The sequence below is a fragment of the Pseudomonas sp. NFR09 genome, assembly GCF_900111535.1.
In the GTDB taxonomy this organism is placed as follows: domain Bacteria; phylum Pseudomonadota; class Gammaproteobacteria; order Pseudomonadales; family Pseudomonadaceae; genus Aquipseudomonas; species Aquipseudomonas extremorientalis.
Genome location: NZ_FOIH01000008.1, coordinates 115,480 through 132,877, shown reverse-complemented (window position 1 = coordinate 132,877; position 17,398 = coordinate 115,480). Strand labels below are relative to the sequence as shown.

18 protein-coding genes are annotated in these 17,398 nt (G+C 62.7%); 5 read left to right on the top strand and 13 right to left on the bottom strand.

The window, feature by feature from the left end; all coding sequences use genetic code 11:
• Window positions 1–112 precede the first annotated feature (112 nt).
• The 3 genes from BMX59_RS18670 to feaR all read left to right on the top strand — a co-directional run bounded on the left by BMX59_RS18670 (window position 113) and on the right by feaR (window position 3,196).
• Window positions 113–1,612: an APC family permease gene (locus tag BMX59_RS18670; RefSeq protein ID WP_093124471.1), complete on the top strand. Its 1,500-nt coding sequence runs from the start codon at window positions 113–115 to the stop codon at window positions 1,610–1,612.
• Entirely contained in the window at window positions 1,575–2,141 is a 567-nt protein-coding gene (locus BMX59_RS18665) for a DUF3156 family protein (RefSeq protein ID WP_093124466.1), read from the top strand. Before BMX59_RS18670 ends, BMX59_RS18665 begins: the two co-directional genes overlap by 38 nt.
• Window positions 2,142–2,254: 113 nt before the next feature.
• Window positions 2,255–3,196 carry a transcriptional regulator FeaR gene (feaR, locus tag BMX59_RS18660; RefSeq protein ID WP_092244508.1) on the top strand — a complete coding sequence of 314 codons (942 nt, stop codon included), beginning with the start codon at window positions 2,255–2,257 and terminating at the stop codon, window positions 3,194–3,196.
• A gap of 134 nt (window positions 3,197–3,330) precedes the next feature.
• On the opposite strand, the gene BMX59_RS18655 is transcribed toward feaR, so the two are convergent.
• The 3 genes from BMX59_RS18655 to BMX59_RS18645 are packed head-to-tail and all read right to left on the bottom strand — an operon-like array spanning window position 3,331 to window position 5,860.
• Window positions 3,331–4,152 (bottom strand): molybdenum cofactor biosynthesis F family protein, encoded by an 822-nt coding sequence (locus BMX59_RS18655; RefSeq protein WP_093124462.1) that lies wholly within the window; start codon window positions 4,150–4,152, stop codon window positions 3,331–3,333.
• Between the two features lie 13 nt (window positions 4,153–4,165).
• A complete protein-coding gene (locus BMX59_RS18650; protein ID WP_093124459.1) occupies window positions 4,166–4,531 on the bottom strand; it encodes a cupin domain-containing protein in 366 nt (121 codons plus the stop codon).
• A 30-nt stretch (window positions 4,532–4,561) separates the two neighbouring features.
• Window positions 4,562–5,860 (bottom strand): NAD(P)/FAD-dependent oxidoreductase, encoded by a 1,299-nt coding sequence (locus BMX59_RS18645; RefSeq protein WP_093124456.1) that lies wholly within the window; start codon window positions 5,858–5,860, stop codon window positions 4,562–4,564.
• Between the two features lie 207 nt (window positions 5,861–6,067).
• On the opposite strand from BMX59_RS18645, the gene hpaR reads away from it, so the two are divergent.
• On the top strand, window positions 6,068–6,490 hold the full coding sequence (gene hpaR / locus BMX59_RS18640; RefSeq protein ID WP_092244522.1) for a homoprotocatechuate degradation operon regulator HpaR: 423 nt from the start codon (window positions 6,068–6,070) through the stop codon (window positions 6,488–6,490).
• Window positions 6,491–6,613: 123 nt separating this feature from the next.
• Here the strand turns inward: hpaR and hpaI are convergent, their stop codons facing one another.
• The 8 genes from hpaI to BMX59_RS18600 are packed head-to-tail and all read right to left on the bottom strand — an operon-like array spanning window position 6,614 to window position 13,808.
• A complete protein-coding gene (gene hpaI, locus BMX59_RS18635) occupies window positions 6,614–7,414 on the bottom strand; it encodes a 4-hydroxy-2-oxoheptanedioate aldolase (protein ID WP_093124451.1) in 801 nt (266 codons plus the stop codon).
• A 16-nt stretch (window positions 7,415–7,430) separates the two neighbouring features.
• Window positions 7,431–8,234, bottom strand: a complete 804-nt coding sequence (gene hpaH / locus BMX59_RS18630) for a 2-oxo-hept-4-ene-1,7-dioate hydratase (protein WP_093124448.1) — start codon at window positions 8,232–8,234, stop codon at window positions 7,431–7,433.
• 11 nt (window positions 8,235–8,245) lie between these two features.
• Window positions 8,246–9,550 carry an MFS transporter gene (locus BMX59_RS18625; RefSeq protein WP_093124444.1) on the bottom strand — a complete coding sequence of 435 codons (1,305 nt, stop codon included), beginning with the start codon at window positions 9,548–9,550 and terminating at the stop codon, window positions 8,246–8,248.
• A gap of 46 nt (window positions 9,551–9,596) precedes the next feature.
• Window positions 9,597–9,989: a tautomerase family protein gene (locus BMX59_RS18620; RefSeq protein ID WP_092244535.1), complete on the bottom strand. Its 393-nt coding sequence runs from the start codon at window positions 9,987–9,989 to the stop codon at window positions 9,597–9,599.
• Window positions 9,990–10,004: 15 nt separating this feature from the next.
• Window positions 10,005–10,862: a 3,4-dihydroxyphenylacetate 2,3-dioxygenase gene (hpaD, locus tag BMX59_RS18615; RefSeq protein ID WP_093124439.1), complete on the bottom strand. Its 858-nt coding sequence runs from the start codon at window positions 10,860–10,862 to the stop codon at window positions 10,005–10,007.
• Window positions 10,863–10,909: 47 nt separating this feature from the next.
• Window positions 10,910–12,370 (bottom strand): 5-carboxymethyl-2-hydroxymuconate semialdehyde dehydrogenase, encoded by a 1,461-nt coding sequence (gene hpaE / locus BMX59_RS18610; protein WP_093124948.1) that lies wholly within the window; start codon window positions 12,368–12,370, stop codon window positions 10,910–10,912.
• Window positions 12,371–12,375: 5 nt separating this feature from the next.
• On the bottom strand, window positions 12,376–13,146 hold the full coding sequence (locus BMX59_RS18605) for a fumarylacetoacetate hydrolase family protein (protein WP_092244541.1): 771 nt from the start codon (window positions 13,144–13,146) through the stop codon (window positions 12,376–12,378).
• The gene (locus tag BMX59_RS18600; RefSeq protein WP_092244544.1) at window positions 13,143–13,808 is read right to left on the bottom strand and encodes a fumarylacetoacetate hydrolase family protein; all 666 of its coding nucleotides are present in this window, start codon (window positions 13,806–13,808) and stop codon (window positions 13,143–13,145) included. The genes BMX59_RS18605 and BMX59_RS18600 overlap by 4 nt, the downstream gene beginning before the upstream one ends.
• Before the next feature lie 128 nt (window positions 13,809–13,936).
• Between BMX59_RS18600 and hpaA the strand changes: the two genes are divergently transcribed.
• On the top strand, window positions 13,937–14,797 hold the full coding sequence (gene hpaA / locus BMX59_RS18595; protein ID WP_092244547.1) for a 4-hydroxyphenylacetate catabolism regulatory protein HpaA: 861 nt from the start codon (window positions 13,937–13,939) through the stop codon (window positions 14,795–14,797).
• Here hpaA and BMX59_RS18590 read toward each other — a convergent pair.
• A complete protein-coding gene (locus tag BMX59_RS18590) occupies window positions 14,724–16,175 on the bottom strand; it encodes an efflux transporter outer membrane subunit (RefSeq protein ID WP_093124432.1) in 1,452 nt (483 codons plus the stop codon). The genes hpaA and BMX59_RS18590 overlap by 74 nt on opposite strands.
• On the bottom strand, window positions 16,175–16,966 hold the full coding sequence (locus BMX59_RS18585; RefSeq protein ID WP_092244553.1) for a helix-turn-helix transcriptional regulator: 792 nt from the start codon (window positions 16,964–16,966) through the stop codon (window positions 16,175–16,177). The genes BMX59_RS18590 and BMX59_RS18585 overlap by 1 nt, the downstream gene beginning before the upstream one ends.
• Window positions 16,967–17,398: the final 432 nt, after the last annotated feature.

The following is a 17,398-nucleotide window of genomic DNA, read 5'->3' as shown; positions in this document are numbered from 1 at the left end:
GCCCGCTGTGGCAGGGAGCAACAAAAGCGGCGGCAGACAGGGGCAAGACGAGCAATTGGAGTGGGGCGCAGAGTACCGACACATTAAAAAAACCGTCTTCGAGGACCCCACCATGTCGATCAACGACCGACTCACCGCGCACCTCAACCGGGGCACGGTAGGTTTCCCCACCGCCTTGGCCAGCACCATTGGCCTGATCATGGCCAGCCCGGTGATTCTCACCGCCACCATGGGCTTTGGCATCGGCGGCAGTGCGTTCGCCCTGGCAATGCTGATCGCCGTGGTGATGATGCTGGCCCAGGCCACCACCTTTGCCGAGGCGGCGTCGATCCTGCCCACCACCGGCTCGGTGTACGACTACATAAATTGCGGCATGGGGCGGTTTTTCGCGATTACCGGCACCTTGTCGGCGTACCTGATCGTGCATGTATTTGCCGGCACCGCCGAAACCATCCTGTCCGGGGTCATGGCCCTGGTGAACTTCGAGCATCTCAACACCCTGGCGGAATCGGCGGGTGGCTCGTGGTTGCTCGGCGTGGGCTTTGTGATCGTCTTTGGCGTGCTGAACGCGTTTGGCGTCAGTGCTTTTGGCCGAGCGGAAATCATCCTCACCTTCGGCATGTGGATCACCCTGATGGTGTTCGGCGTGCTCGGCTTGATCGCCGCGCCCGCCGTGCAGTTGGACGGCTGGTTCGGCGAGTCGCTGGTAGGCACCGACCTGATCACCGTGCTGTCGCTGGTGGGCATGGCGATGTTCATGTTTGTCGGTTGCGAGTTCGTCACGCCCCTGGCGCCGGACCTGCGCCAATCGGCCAAGGTGATGCCGCGCGCAATGATGCTGGGGCTGATGGGCGTGGCCACCTGCATGTTCATCTATGGTGGGGCGATGAAACGCCAGGTGGAAAACGTGGTGCTCGACGCCACGTCAGGCGTGCACCTGCTGGACACGCCCATGGCCATCCCCAGCTTCGCCGAGCAGGTGATGGGGCAGATCGGCCCGCTGTGGCTGGGCATCGGTTTTCTGTTTGCCGGCGCGGCCACCATCAACACCCTGATGGCCGGTGTGCCACGGATCCTCTACGGCATGGCGGTGGACGGCGCGTTGCCCAAGGTTTTCACCTACCTGCACCCACGCTTCAAGACGCCGCTGCTGTGCATCCTGGTGGCGATGCTGATTCCCTGCCTGCACGCGTTGTACCTGGGGGGCAACACCGACAACATCATGCACCTGGTGCTGGCGGCGGTGTGTGCGTGGAGCTTTGCCTATCTGCTGGTGACGATCTCAGTGGTGAGCCTGCGTATCCGTCGGCCGGACTTGCCACGGGCCTATCGTTCGCCGTGGTTTCCGCTGCCGCAGATCGTGTCGAGCATCGGGATCCTGCTGGGCATGTGGTTCATCACGCCTCCGGGCATGAACCCGGCAGACATCTATGTGCCGTTTGGCGTGATGCTGGCGGGCACGGCGGCGTATGCGCTGTTCTGGACCCTGGTGGTGCAGAAGGTCAACCCCTTCAAGCCGGCCTCCGTGGAGGAAGTATTGGCAAAGGAGTTCAGTAACCAACCGGAGCAGGCTGATGACGGTTATGGCGACTTTGCGGCAAAGACTGTTTGAGCTGTGGCGTGCCGATCGTGCGCCATCGGGATATCGACCGGGGGTGACCCTGGCGCACCTGCGGCGCAACCTTGGGCTGGCAACGCTTGAAGTGGACGGCGTGGGGTTCGAGATTGTCGAGCGCACCGAATCGCAATGGTTGATGCATCTGGTGCTGACCGAGTTTGTCCTGTGCGTACCGGCAGCAACGGGGGGCACGGCGAGCTTCGCGGTGCACCATGGCGGCGCGATCCGGCGCCATGGAATTCGCGTGCGGCGCTGTGCCGGCAACCAGGCGCTGGGGCGTGAGTTGCAGGCACGCTTGCTGGCCGACGAGGCCTTGTTCCAGGCGCTGATGCCGCTGGATTTCAAGCGTCTGCGCATCGAGCTGCACGACCGGCAATGGTGCGTGCGCCTGGAGCATATGGGGGGCAGCGAGGTGGTCAATCGTCTGCCAGCGTTTCGACGTTATATCGTCCTGAGCCCGGTGCAGCGCAGTCATTTGCTCGCGGCGTTGGTCGGGTTGAATCGGGTGTTGTCGAACCTCTGATTGGCATCATTAGTGCTTGCGCAATGGGTACACAGGTTGTTGTTGCGTGCATATAGATAACATGTTAACTATTGCATCAGAACAACAAAAAGAAGCCATTGCGGAGACACCCCATGAGCATCCCACAGCATGCACACGACGGGCTGGACACTTGGAACCGCGAGCTGCGCGCGGCGTGCGGTTATTTCGAGACGGAACTGGCGTTCAACCGCTCGCTGTTCATCGGCGAGATCCGAGACTTGCCGCGCGGCGTGGCCATCCTGCGCACCAATGCCGGGCTGATCAAACGCCCGGCGCACCACGCCGACCATGACAACGACCAGGACTGTTTCCTGGTCAGCCAGCGCAGCGGCTATTCGCAGATCGCGCAGAACGGCCAGACCCTGCACCTGGCGCCTGGCGAGATGTTGTTGATGGACTCGGTGGGCTCCATCGAAATCACCCCCTTCGGTTTGATCGAACACGCCTCGTTGTCACTCTCGCGCCCGCAGGTGTGCAAGCACCTGGGCGGCGACGCACGGGCTTTCGCCAAGATCTCCTCGACCAAAGCCTGCGGACGCATGCTGCATGTGCTGATGGATCAACTGTGCAAGGACGACACCGCAGACGGCGCGGGTGAAGTGGAGGCGCTGCAAACGGCCTTCGTGTCACTGCTGGGTTCGGCCCTGGAGCAGGGCGACGAGTGTCGCGAGGGCCTGGCAGCGTTGCAGGGCAGTAACCTGCGCAGCTATGTGCAGAAGGTCATCGATGAATCCCTGAGCCAGCCGGGGCTCAGCCCGATCGGTCTGGCCAACCGGCTGAATATCTCGGTGCGCCACCTGTACCGTCTGTTCGAAGAACAGGACGACAGCGTGTGCCGCTACATCCAGCGTGCGCGGCTCAAGCGCAGCGCGGATGACCTGACCAACCCGTGCCTGCGCAGCGAGTCGATCACCTCGATTGCCTATAAGTGGGGCTTTACCGACTCGGCGCACTTCAGCCGGTCGTTCAAGAAGCAGTTCGAGGTGTCGCCGAAGGATTTCCGCTCAAGCCGGATGCAGGCGGTGGGGGCATAAACGGGATCTTCAAAACAAAGGAGATCAAATGTGGGAGGGGGCTTGCCCCCGATAGCGGTGGTTCAGCCAAGCCTGTGGTGACTGACACACTGTTATCGGGGCAAGCCCCCTCCCACATTTAGACCGTGCGCGGCTCAGTCATCGGGATACTCCGTGCGGTTGAGCACCTGGCAATACGAGCTGATGGGGAAGTTCGACAGCGCATCGAAGGATGCGCCGGCATAGCCGAAAATCTTGCCGTCGCTGCGGTGCTGCTGCAGGTCGATCAGCACCAGGCCGAGGGTCGGTACGATCTTCTCCTGCCACACGAACAGGTACAGCTGGTCGGCGATCTTGTAGTAATGGCAGCGGTCGGTGTCGCACAGGCCTTGCTCCACGCCTTTGAGGCATTGCCAGGCGTAGAAGCGCTCGTTGAGATAGATGTGCTCGTAGACTTCGCTGGGGCTGTAGCGGTATTGGTTGCGCAGGCCCACCAGTTCGGCGGTGGGCGCATGCAGGCAGTGGCCGGCCTGCCACGGGCGGTCGAGGCTGCCGTGGAGGAAGTCGACCTCCACCGAGCTCAGTGGCTTGCCGGCCAGGGCGCGGTGGTAGAGGCCTTCGTGGGTCTGGGCCTGATCCGGCAGGCGCCCGATCACGGCAGTGAACGAGGCGTTCGGTGTGTCCAGCACCAGGCTGATCGACCAGCTATGCCCGGCCTCGTGCTTGATGAAGTCCACCAGGTACAGGCCCGGGCGAATCGAGGTGGCGCGGTAAGGCGCGTTGCCGCTGGAGTGGCCATCGGCGGCGCGCCAGGCCAGGCGGTCCTGCTCGAAACGGTGTTCGATCTGCCAGCCATTGGCGAAGTACAAGGTGAAGGCCTGGCCCGCCAGCTCGGCCAGGTTGGGCAGGATAAAGGCGTCCGGGGCGAAACCGTCAGCCAGTGCGCCTACGGTGATCCAGTCGGGAGAACTTGTCATGCCAACCCCTCCCTTACACGACGGCGAAGTAATGTTTGACGAAGCTTTCGCTGAGCACTTCCCACAACACCGGCGTGCCCTTGGTCACGAACCAGCTGTCACCGGCCTTGTAGCGCGTGGACTGGCCGGTGGATTCGTCGGTGAGCAGCACTTCGCCGGTGACCACCGTGGCCTGCTCGGCGAACGGGTAGACCATGCGGAACTTGCCCTGGGTGGTGCCGAAGTAAGCGCTGCTGACCGGGTCGGTGGGCGCGCCGAAGGTCATCTTGCCGAAAGCACGCACTTGGCCTTCGAGGATCTCGGAGCCGAGGTCGGCCACGGTGCCCCAAGGGTCGAGTTCCGAGAGTTGGACGTTATGCTTGAGGGTGGTAAGGGGCATGGCAGTTCTCCAGTTGAGTAAATAATGCGGTTAGCGGCGCCCGTTCCAGTAACCGGAAAGCTGGTGCCAGGATTTGCCCGCCGTCAGCAGCAAGGGGCGGATCGCGTCCTTTCCGATGATGGTCGGGCGATGAATCGAGCTGACCAGGTCGTAGCGCGCCGAGCCTTCGCTCATGCCTTCGGCCAGGACCTTGCAGATGATGTGGCTCGGGGTCACGCCAAAACCGGAATAGCCCTGCACGAAAAACGCGTTGCTGCGCCCCGGCAAGGTGCCGATCTGCGGGAACAGGTTGGGGCTGCACGCCATGGGGCCGCCCCAGGCCAGGTCGATTTTCACGTCCTTGAGGTAGGGGAAAATCTTCAGCATCAGTCGACGGTTCCAGGCCTTGAGGTCACCGGGAATATGCTCTACCAAGGGTGTGGCCGCGCCGAACAACAGGCGGTTTTCCTGGGTGACGCGGTAGTAATCGATCACCGGGCGAATATCGCTGTAGGCCCCGCGAATCGGGCTGATGCGCTGGATAAGCTCCTCTGACAACGGCTCGGTCATCATCTGGAACGCGTAGGTGTTGATGGTCGAACGGTGCAGCTCCGGCTCCAGCTTGTTGAGGAAACTGTCGCAGGCCCACAGCAGCTTGCTCGCGCGCACCGAGCCACGGCCGGTGCGCACGGTGATGCGTTCGCCGTAGCTGACTTCCAGCGCCGGGCTGTTCTCGAAAATCCGCACGCCATGACCGGCCAGCGCGGTGGCTTCGCCCAGCAGCAGGTTGAGCGAATGCACATGTCCGCCGCCCATGTGCAGCAGGGCACTGCTGTAGGCCTTGGAGCCGATGATCTGTTGCACGTCGGCGCCGCCGAGAAAGCGGATTTCGTGCTGGCTGTTGATCGACTTGAAGTCCTTTTCCCAGGCGCGCAGGGTTTTTTCCTGGCGGGCATTGAAGCCCATGTAGCCGTAGCCGTGGCAGAAGTCTGCGTCGATGTTGTACTTGGCGATGCGGTTCTTGATGATGTCTGCGCCCAGGTCGCTGATCTCGAACACCTGGCGCAGGCCGTCTTCGCCCACGTCCTTCTTGATCTTCTCCAGGTCATGGCCGATACCGGCCATGATCTGCCCGCCGTTGCGGCCGGTGCCGCCGAACCCCAGGTAGCGCGCTTCAAGCACCACGATGTTGGTGATGCCTTTTTCCGCCAGTTCCAGGGCCGTGTTGATGCCGGAAAAACCGCCGCCGATCACCACAACGTCGGCGTCGATGTCCTGTTCCAGGGTGGGGAAGCTCAGGTTGTATTTCTTGGTGGCGGTGTAATACGTAGGGGTTTCGATGTTGATCATGGCGCAGCCTGAAAAAGTGAAGGAAGGCTCTGAAGCGGATGCCTCCATTAGGGGCCATGGCAGGATGGAAGTCTTGACCCTGCGTGCCCAGGCATTTGATTCAGCGCGCCATGGGCGGTGCGCTCGACAAGTTATAGCGCGCTCGCCGGCAGGGAATGTTAGAGTTTCGTTAAATTATTAACTAAATACTTCGTGACCCTGATCCCTATGTCCAAACCTCGACAATCCCTGACCCTGGCCTTGCTGCAAGCCCGCGAAGCCGCCATGAGTTTTTTCCGTCCGTCCCTGAATGAACACGGCCTGACCGAACAGCAATGGCGGATCATCCGCATCCTCGAGCAATACGGTGAACTGGAGATTTACCAGTTGGCGGAACTGGCCTGCATCCTCAAGCCGAGTATGACCGGCGTGCTGGTGCGCATGGAAACCGCCGGCATGGTGCACCGGCGCAAGGCCGAGCAGGACCAGCGCCGGGTACTGGTGACGTTGGCTGACAAGGGCAAGGCCAGCTTCGAGTCGATGAGCCAGTGCATGGAGGCCAACTACCAGCGGTTGCAGGATCAGTTTGGCGAAGAGAAGTTGCAGACCCTGCTGGGTCTGCTGGATGACTTGAAGAACATCAACCGCTGAGGTAACAGCTGAGTCCCCACCGAGCAAAATGTGGGAGGGGCTTGCCCCCGATGGCGGTGTGTCAGTCACCAGATGTTTGGCTGAACCACTGCTATCGGGGCCAGCTCCCTCCCACATAAGATCTCAGTAGACGCCACTACTGTGGCCGGCCGTGGGCGTGCCTTTGAATTTCCCCGCCAGCGCCTGCAACCCACGCATCAATACAGTGGTATCCACGCCCACCGCGACAAAGGTCGCGCCCAGCTCAATGTAGCGCCGCGCCAGGTTTTCATCTGCGCTGAGTATCCCCGCCGCCTTGCCCGACTGCACGATGCGTGTGATCGCATCCTCGATCGCCGCCTGCACATCCGCATGCCCGGGATTGCCCCGGTGCCCCAGCGACGCACTCAAATCCGCCGGGCCGATAAACACACCGTCCACGCCCTCGACGGCGGCAATTTCATCCAGGTTCGCCAGGCCTTCGCGGTTTTCGATCTGCACCAGCAGACACATCTGTTCGTCCGCCTGATCCAGGTAGCCGGGGATGCTGTTCCAGCGCGACGCCCGCGCCAGGGCACTGCCGACACCGCGCAGGCCCTGGGGCGGGTACCGCATGGCACGCACCAGGTCACGAGCCTGGGCGGCGCTTTCCACCATGGGCACCAGCAGCGTCTGGGCGCCGATATCCAGCAGTTGCTTGATCAATGCGCTGTCGCCGATGACCGGGCGGATCAGTGCCTGGCTGGGGTAGGACGCGATGGCCTGCAACTGGCCGAGCATGCCGTGCAGGTGATTGGGCGCGTGTTCGCCGTCGATCAGCAGCCAGTCGAAACCGGCATTGGCGGCCAGCTCTGCGCAATAGGCGTCGGCCAGGCCGAGCCACAGGCCAATTTGCACCTCGCCACTGTGCAAGCGTTGTTTGAAGCGGTTGATGGGCAGGTCCATGGCAATCCTCCAGGGTTCAGACGAAGCGGCAGGCAATCGACCCAAGCAGGTCGTAGTCGACATGGAACGTATCGCCAGGGCGGGCCGCGACCGGTCGGGTGAAGGAGCCGCCGAGGATCACTTGCCCCGGCAGCAGGGTCACGTCATACGGCGCCAGTTTGTTCGCCAGCCAGGCCACGCCTTTGGCCGGGTGGTTGAGCACCGCCGCCGACACGCCGGACTCTTCGATCACGCCATTGCGGTACAGCACCGCCGGCACCTTGCGCAGGTCGATCTCGGTCGGCCGCACGGCACGGCCACCCAGCACCACGCCGGCGTTGGCGGCGTTGTCGGAGATGGTGTCGAACACCTTGCGCGTCGCGTTGGTCTGCGGGTCTACCTGCTGGATGCGCGCGTCGATGATCTCCAACGCGGGGATCACCCACTCGGTGGCGTCGAGCACATCGAACACCGTGCAGTTGGGCCCCTTGAGCGGTTTGCCGAGGATAAACGCCAGCTCCACTTCCACTCGCGGCACGATGAAGCGTTCGAAGGGAATGTCGCTGCCTTCGTCGAAAAACATGTCATCGAGCAGGGCGCCGTAGTCGGGCTCGGTGATGTTCGACGAGACCTGCATGGCCCGTGAGGTGAGACCGATCTTGTGGCCTTTGAGAGTGCGCCCGCCCTTGATCTTCAGTGCGACCCAGGCGCGCTGGATGGTGTAGGCATCTTCGATCGTGATATTCGGATAGTCGAGGGAAAACTGGCGCACTTGTTCGCGGCTGCGTTCGGCGCGGTCCAGGCGGAGGGCGGCATCAAGGATCTGCTGGGAGTCGAGCATGGCAACGGTCTCTAGTCTGGGTTGACGATGGCGGCGTGGGTGCGCAGCACCAGCAGGCCGCCGAGGGCGATGAACAAGGCAAGTACGTACAGCGCCAGGCTGGCGCTCTGGGTGGCGTCGCGCATCCAGCCGATCAGGTACGGCGCGAGGAACGCGGCGACGCTGCCGAAGGAGCTGATCATGGCAATGCCGGCGGCCTGGGTGGTGGTGGATAGATACGCCGGTGGCAGTTGCCAGAACATCGGCAGGGCGGCACTGGCGCCCATGCCGGCAACCACCAGCCCGCCCATCACCAACAGCGGATTGCCCGGCGCCAGGCCGGCCACGGCGATCCCGACCGCCGCCATCAGCAGTGGCACGCACAGGTGCCAGCGGCGTTCGCGATGGCGGTCGGAGGAACGCCCGCAGCCAATCATGAAGAAGCACCCGGCCAGGTAGGGCACGGCGCTGAGCAGGCCGACCTGGCTGTCGCGGCCGATGCCGGCGCCGTGGATCAGGGTGGGCATCCAGAACGCCAGGGTGTTCACTGCCAGCATCACGGCGAAGTACACCGCTACCAGTAGCCATACCTGCGGGTCGCGCAGGATGGCGCCGAACGAGGTGATGGTCTTGCGCTGTTCCTCGCTGCGCAGTTGGTCGCGCAACTGGTGTTTTTGCTCGGCGGTCAGCCAGTGCACCGCGTCGAAGCCGTCCGGCAACCACTTGAGCACCACCAGCCCCAGCAGCACCACGGGCAGGCCTTCGATCAGGAACATCCACTGCCAGCCACGCATCCCGCCGACATCGTGGAAGTGTTCGAGGATCGCCCCGGACAACGGCCCGCCCAACACCCCGGCCATGGGCACCGCGATGGCGAACAACGCGGTGACCTGGCCGCGGCGGCGAGCCGGGTACCAGCGGTTGAGAAACACCAGGATGCCCGGGAAAAAACCGGCCTCGGCCACCCCCAGCAAAAAGCGCAGCACGTAGAAACCACGGGCGCTCTCCACCCACAGCATGCCGGTGGACAACAGGCCCCACATCACCATCAGGCTGGCGATCCAGCGCCTGGGGCCGACGCGGTCCAGGGCCATGTTGCTCGGCACGCCGAACAGCGCATAGGCGATGAAAAACAGCCCGGCGCCGAAGCCGTAGACCGTGTCGCTGAACTGCAGGTCGCTGCTCATCTGCATCTTGGCGAAGCCGATATTGATGCGGTCCAAGTGGGCGAACAGGTAACACACCAGCAACAGCGGCAGCAGGCGCCACGTCACTGAACGATGGGTACGGTCGTGCTCGGCCAGCACGCGGCTGGCGGTGGAGTGGGCTGTGCTCATGATGTTGTACTTTTTGTCTGAGAGGCCGTGAGGAGAGCAGCGGGTTTTACCCCGCCGGGTTGTTCAGGAACGCATGCACATTGTTCTGCTTGAAATTGAGTTGCGGGTGCAGCTCGACCATCTCGAATGACAGCGCCAGCAAACGTTGCGCCTGCAACTCGGCAAAGTGCGCGGTGATCACCGCGAACACCGTTTCGGCCACCGCCTGGCGCGTGGCCAGGTCGCGGCCATGGCCGACCTTGAGGGTCATGTGCACAAAGGCGTAGTCGTGCTTGCCATCGGCCATGCGCCAGGTGTCCAGGCGTACGCCACGGCTGCGAATACCCCCGAGGGGGAACACGCCACTGTCGCCCAGCACGCGGTGGATTTTTTCAAACAGACCGGGCAGGTCGGCCTGTGGTTCGAGGTTGTCGGTGTACTCGGCGATAAAGTGCGGCATGGGGTGCTCCCGGTTCTACAGGGGGAAAATCGCATTGACCTGGCCGGTGCCCGAACTGCCGAACGGCGGCGTGACGATCTCGGCGGGCCTGGCGTAATCCGGCCCACCGAGCAGCCCCAGGAGCATCGCGGTGTCGTGCATCTTGCCTTCGCCGAAGCAGTGCTCGGCGTAGTCCGGCAGCATCGCGCAGAACTCCTTGAAGCGGCCCTGCTTCCACATCTCCACTACGTGCAGGTCCACTTGCTTGTCGAACTCGCGGGTCCAGGTGTGGATATTCGCCTCCGCCTGGCGGTCGTCCGAGAAACGGTGCGACAAGGAGCCTGAGGCCAGCACCAGCACCTTGCGGTCACTCTTTTCGATTGCCCGGCGTACGGCGGCACCGAATGCGAAGCTGTCTTCGAGGCGGTGCCAGGCGCACCAGGCGGCGATGGAAATGACCTTGAATTTCTCATCCTCCGGCACGTCCATGTGCATGTAGCGCATGGGCACCAGCGTGCCGTATTCCAGCTCCAGGCTCGGGATGTCATGGGCCATGCTGCGCACGCCGGCCAGGTTGGCCTCGGCGGCGATCAACGCGCCCAGCTCGGGGCAGCCGGGGTAGGCGTACTCCATGTTCTTGATGAAGTGCGGCAGCTCGTTGCTGGTGTAGGTGCCCTGGAACCGCTCGCCGCAATTGACGTGGTAACCGCTGTTGACCAGCCAGTGCACGTCGAACACCACCGCCGTGTCGGCGCCCAATTCGCGGGCGCGCCGGCCGATCTCCTTGTGACCGGCAATCGCCGCTTCGCGACAGCCGTGATGCTTGCCGGGCAGTTCCGACAGGTACATCGACGGCACGTGGCAGATCTTCGCTGCCAGGACCACTTCGCCCATGATGATTCTCCAGGTTCATTATTGTTGTTGGAGCGCCTTGGCGGGGGTTAAACACCCCAACGCGGAATGTGATGGCTGCCCATGGAAATGCACACGTTCTTGATCTCGGCAAACACTTCGAAGCTGTACTGGCCGCCTTCACGCCCGGTGCCGGAACCTTTCACCCCGCCAAATGGCTGGCGCAGGTCGCGCACGTTCTGGCTGTTGATAAATACCATGCCGGCTTCGATCCCGCGCGCCAGGCGATGGGCCTTGCCGATGTCCTGGGTCCAGATGTAGGAGGCCAGGCCGTACTCGGTGTCGTTGGCCAGTTGCAGGGCCTCGGCTTCGTCCTTGAAGGGGATCAGGCACACCACCGGGCCGAAGATTTCTTCCTGGGCAATGCGCATCCGGTTATTCACATCGGCAAACACGGTCGGCTGGATGAACTGGCCTTTGCTCAGGTGCGCCGGCAGGTTGGCCGGGCGTTCCAGGCCGCCGGCGAGCAGGGTGGCGCCTTCCTCGATACCGATCCTGATATAGCCGGTGACCTTGTCGTAGTGGGCCTGGGTGATCATCGAGCCGACCTGGGTCTTCGGATCCTGCGGGTCACCGACGATCAAGCGTTTGGCGCGGGCGGCGAATTCGGCGACAAACTGCGGGTAGACGCTTTCCTGGATAAAGATGCGGCTGCCGGCGGTGCAACGTTCGCCATTCAGGGAGAAGATGGTGAACAGCGCCGCATCAAGGGCGCGCTCAAGCTCGGCATCCTCGAAGATCAGCACCGGCGACTTGCCGCCCAGTTCCATGGAGTATTTTTTCAGGCCGGCGGTCTGCATGATCTTCTTGCCGGTAGCGGTGCCACCGGTGAACGAAATGGCACGCACATCCGGGTGCCGCACCAGCGCGTCACCGGCGGTGGCGCCGTAGCCCTGGATCACGTTGAGCACGCCGTTGGGAATCCCGGCTTCCACCGCCAGGCGCCCCAGTTCATTGGCGGTCAGCGGCGACAGCTCCGACATCTTCAACACCGCCGTATTACCCAACGCCAGGCACGGCGCGGTCTTCCAGGTGGCGGTCATGAACGGCACGTTCCACGGCGACACCAACCCGCACACGCCCACCGGCTGGTACAGGGTGTAGTTGAGCATCTGATCGTCCACCGGGTAGCTGTGGCCATCCATGCGCGTGCAGACTTCGGCGAAGAAATCGAAGTTGTGCGAGGCGCGGGGGATCAACACGTTCCTGGTCTGGTGGATCGGCAGGCCGGTGTCGAGGGTTTCCAGTTCGGCCAGGTGCGGCACGTTCTGTTCGATCAGTTCGCCGAGCTTGCGCATCAGGCGTGCGCGTTCCCTGGCCGGGGTGTTGGCCCACTTCGGGAATGCCGCTTTGGCGGCCGCTACGGCCTGGGCCACTTCCTCGGCACCGCCGCTGGCGACTTCGCCAATCGCCTCGCCGGTGGCCGGGTTGTAGTTGATGAAGGTGTCTTTGCTTTCGACCTCACGGCCGTTGATCCAGTGTTTGATCATGCTGCTCACGCCTCTTTCCGGGCGGAGAAAAACTCCGCCTCGCTGACAATCCGGTTGACCAGGCGGCCCACGCCTTCGACTTCCACCACCACTTCATCGCCGGGCACCACGTCGGCCAGGCCTTCGGGCGTGCCGGTGGCGATCATGTCGCCGGGTTGCAGGGTCATGAAACTGGACAGGTATTCGATGAGGTACGGGATGTCGAAAATCATGTCGCGGGTGCTGCCTTCCTGGCGCAGTTCACCGTTGATCCAGGTGCGCAGGGTCAGGTTGCCCGGGTCGGGCACATCGGCCACATCGACGATCCACGGGCCGACCGGGGTGGTGGCATCGCGGTTTTTCACGCGCAGGTTGGGGCGGTAGTAGTTTTCCAGGTAGTCGCGGATCGCATAGTCGTTGCACACCGTGTAGCCGGCCAGGTAGTCCAGGGCGTCGGCGCGCTTGACGTTGCGCGCGGTCTTGCCGATCACCGCCACCAGTTCGCACTCGTAGTGCATGTAGGCGACGTCGTCCGGGCGCCAAGTGACCTGGCGGTGGCCGGTGTAGGTGCCGACGGACTTGATGAAGGCCAGGGGTTCGGTGGGTGGGGTGAAGGCCAGTTCAGCCGCGTGGTCGGCGTAGTTCAAGCCCAGGGCGAACATGCTGCCGGTGGCCGGTGGCAGCCATTGCACCTGGTCTTCGGCGAGCAGGCGACCATCGCTCAGGCGCACGGCGTTGTCGGCTTGCACCTGTACGGCGTGCACGTCACCTTCAAAGCGGATACGGGCGTGTTTCATGCTTGAGTCTCCGCTTGAATGTGATTGAGCAGACGGCCCACGCCGTCGATCTCGACTTCTACCCTGTCGCCCGGCAGCACATCCACGCGGCCTTCGGGGGTGCCGGTGATCAGCACATCGCCGGGGTGCAGGGTCATGAATTCGCTGATTTCGGCGAGCAGTTGCGCAATATCGCGCACCCAATTCGCCGTGGTGTTTTCCTGGCGCAGTTCGCCGTTGACCCACAGCTTGAGGCTCAGTTGACCGGGGTTGGCGACTTGGTCCCGAGGGATCAACTGCGGTCCGAGGACACAAAAACCATCGCGGCACTTGGCTTTCACGGCGGGGCGGTAGTAGCTGTCTTCCGGCAGGCTGAATTCATTCACCACCACATAGCCGGCCACATGGGCCATGGCATTTTCCAGGCTGACACGACTGGCGAGCTGGCCGATCACCACGCCTAGAGCGGGGCCGGGTTGCAGGCGTTCACCCTGGGGGTGCAGCACCACGCCACCCTGCTCGTTGCGCGTATTCGGGGTTTTGATAAACAGCACCGGCTTGCTCGGCGGCTTCTGGTAGGGCGCCTGCTGGAAGGCGGCGAGATGCTGGTCCAGCAGGCCCTGGTAGTTCAGCGCAACGCCGAACAGGGTGCCGCTGGCAACATCATGCAGGGTACGGCTCATGCGTTTCTCCTGGCGGTGGCGACTGCTGCATAGGCAGTTCGTTAATGTGTTAACGTTATAATTAATATGTTAACTACCGTCAAGCGTGGCAAAATCAGGCAGCATCAAAACAACAAGAAGAGGGCACCGTGCAGCCGATCCCCAACATCAACATCGGGCAGGTCTACGACCAGCGTTACAGCGATGCCGAGGTGCATTACGACAAGCTCGGCAACCTGGCGGGTTTTTTCGGGCGCAACATGCCCGTGCATCGGCATGACCGGTTTTTCCAGGTGCATTATGTGAAAAGCGGCGCGGTACGGGTGTACCTGGATGACCGCCAGTTCGTGGAGTCCGGGCCGATGTTCTTCCTCACGCCGCCCACGGTGCCCCACGCCTTTGTCACCGAGGCGGATGCCGATGGGCATGTGCTGACCGTGCGCCAGCAGTTGGTGTGGGGATTGATCGACGCTGATCCCAGCCTGGCCTCCGGCGCAGCCTGCGTGGCGCTGAACGCAGGTGACCAAGGCCTGGATCAGCTGTTCGAAGAACTCAACGATGAGATCAACGCCGAGCGGGCAGGGCGCGCCGCCGCATTGGATAGCCTCACGCGCCTGATCATGATTCGCCTGCTGCGCCTGTGCGCCCACTCACTGCCCGCGCGCCCGACCCGGCACGAAGACCTGCGCATCTTCCATCGCTTCAATGAACTGATCGAGGCCCACTATCTGGAGCACTGGCCGCTGGCGCGTTACGCCGAGGGGATTGGCGTGACCGAGGCGCGCCTCAATGAGGTGTGCCGGCGCCTGGCCGACCTGCCGTCCAAGCGCCTGATCCTGGAACGTGTGATGCAGGAAGCCAAGCGCCTGTTGCTGTTCACCGGCAGTTCCGCCAACGAGATCTGCTACCAGCTGGGCTTCAAGGACCCGGCGTATTTCAGCCGGTTTTTCCTTCGGTATGCGCGGGTGACGCCGGGGGAGTATCGGCTGCGGCAGTCGGGCTTGCGCTGACGTCCCACGCGCCGCCCAGCGCTGTATACAACTTCACTTCCGCCACCAGTTGCGCCAGGCGGTCGACGATCAACGCCTGTTGCGAGCTGAACAACGTACGTTGCGCATCCAGGAAGGTGAGGTTGCTGTCGACGCCACTGCGGTAGCGATGCTCGGCCAGGTTGTAATACTGCTGGTTGGCCGCGACGAAATCCCGTTGCGCCTCCAACTGGTCGGTATAGGTCTGCCGCGCCGCCAGGCCATCGGCGACTTCCTGGAAGGCGGTCTGGATCGATTTTTCGTACTGCGCCACGCTGATGTCTTTTTGCAGTTTGGCGTAGTCGAGGCTGGCGCGCAGGCTGCCGGCGTTGAAGATCGGCAGGTTGATCTGCGGCTGGAACGTCCAGCTGCCCGAGCCGCCCTTGAACAGCCCCGACAGTTCGGTGCTGGCGCTGCCGGCGTTGGCGGTCAGGCTCACCGACGGGAAAAACGCTGCACGTGCCGCGCCGATATTGGCGTTGGCGGCGCGCAACTGGTACTCGGCCTGGAGGATATCCGGGCGGCGCTGCAGCAAGTCCGAGGGCAGGCCGGCCGGCACGCGGGCCACCAGGTCGGCGGCGAGTGGACGCGACGGCAATTGTTCGTCCACCGGGCCGCCCACCAGCAGGGCGAGGTTGTTGAGGTCCTGGGCGACCTGGCGCTCATAACGGGCCACGCTGGCGCGGGTGCTTTCGACGCTGGTGCTGGCTTGCACCACGTCCAGCGCCGAGGCTTTGCCGGCGGTTTTGCTGCGGCTGGTGAGGCGCAGGCTATGCTCGTTGGCCACCAGGGTTTGCCGCGCCAGGGCCAGCAATTCCTGGTCGGCACGCCAGGTCAGGTAGGCATTGGCGACGTTGGCGACCAGACTCAATTGAGCACTGCGCCGCGCCTCTTCGGTGCCCAGGTAGGAGAGCATGGCCTGTTCGCTGAGGCTGCGGATGCGGCCGAACAGGTCCAGCTCATAGGCGCTGATGCCCAGGGTCGCGGAATAGCTGGAGGTGATGGCGGCCTTGCCGGTGCCGGTCACGTCCCCGGGCACACGCCGACGCTGGCCGGCGCCGGTAGCGGACACCGCCGGGAACAGATCGGCACGCTGGATACGGTACTGCGCCTGGAACGCCTCGACGTTCAACGCAGCCACGCGCAAGTCGCGGTTATTGACCAGCGCATCGCCAATCAACCTTTGCAGCGCCGGGTCGTGGAACAGCTGCTGCCAGTCCGATGTGCCGGACTGCGCCAGCGCATACACGCCAGCCTGGGGATACTGCGCAGGCACGGGCGCCGCAGGCCGTTGGTAGTCCGGGATCAGCGAGCAGCCGCCAAGCATCCAGGCCATCGCAAAGGTACTCAATTTATGCATCAGGCGCCCACCATCCACTTGGCCAGACCGTGCCTTCCACTCACGCCCAACTTGGCGGCGGCGCGCTTGAGGTAGGTTTCGATGGAGCTGTTCTTCACGCTGAGTTTCTCCGCGATCTGCGGCACGGTGCCGCCGGTCAGCAAGCCGAGGCACACCTCTTGCTCGCGCGCCGACAAGGTGATGTCGCCCAGGGACAGGCGCTTGTAGAACTCACGTTGCAATTGCGATTGCTCCAGCAACGTGTGGGCCGGTTCGACCTCGGTGTGCGGTGCCTGGCGCAGGCTCTGGGCGTGGCACTCGATCAGCGGCAGCAGGGTGTCCGACAGGCACTTGAGAAACGACAACTCGGCCAGGGAAAACCCGCGCTGGGTCGGCGGGCGATAAAACGAAATCACACAGCGCCGGTTGCCCTGGCGCGACACCAGGTTGCACTGGTGTGAGGTGTCACGCGGGTCTGCGCTGTTGGCCTTGGCTTTCAACTGGATCAGCAGCGGGTCCTGCATGCCGAGCATTTCGCGCAACAGCGGATGGTCGTCCATGGAATTCAGGGCCAGGGGCGGCAGGTCCTGCGTCTGGCCGGCGCTGCCCAGCAGCTTGATATCGAGCACACGGTCGCGTAGCTCGTCGAGCGTCCATTCGCTCAGATCCACCAGGTGGATCGGCACCCACTTGTCCACCAGGTGCAGCATGTGGGCGGCAAAGCCCGGGTGGCCACTGCTGGCAATCAACTCGCCCATTTCGGCGTAGAAATGGGGGCTTTGGGTGTTGGCAATACTGCTGGTCAAACTCATAGCCTTCTCATCCTTGATATCGAAAACCGTGTACAGACCCTCTGGGCCTCTGCGGGGCGATCCGTTGCTCACACACCAGAGTCGGTATTCGAAAGTGTATTTAGCCAGTGGATTTGTCCTACGTATGTAGCGGAAACGAGGGACATAACCTGCCATAAAAACCACGTCATTAATTCGACGTTTCTGAGAGGTAATTCCCACTACGAATAGCCAATGGAGATTTTTAGGTTTAAGTAACTCTTTGATAGATAAGTAAAATATTATCTTTAGAAAGCATTCGCACAAAAAAGCATCGGCCAGATATAGCCAATGTCCTACAACTCTTTAATCGTTTCAGCAATGAACCATCAGCCAAGCCCGGTCTATCCATTCGGATGTCCGGGTTTAGGGTGACAGACAGCCCCTGGCCCCCATGCTCCAATCCGGCCCATT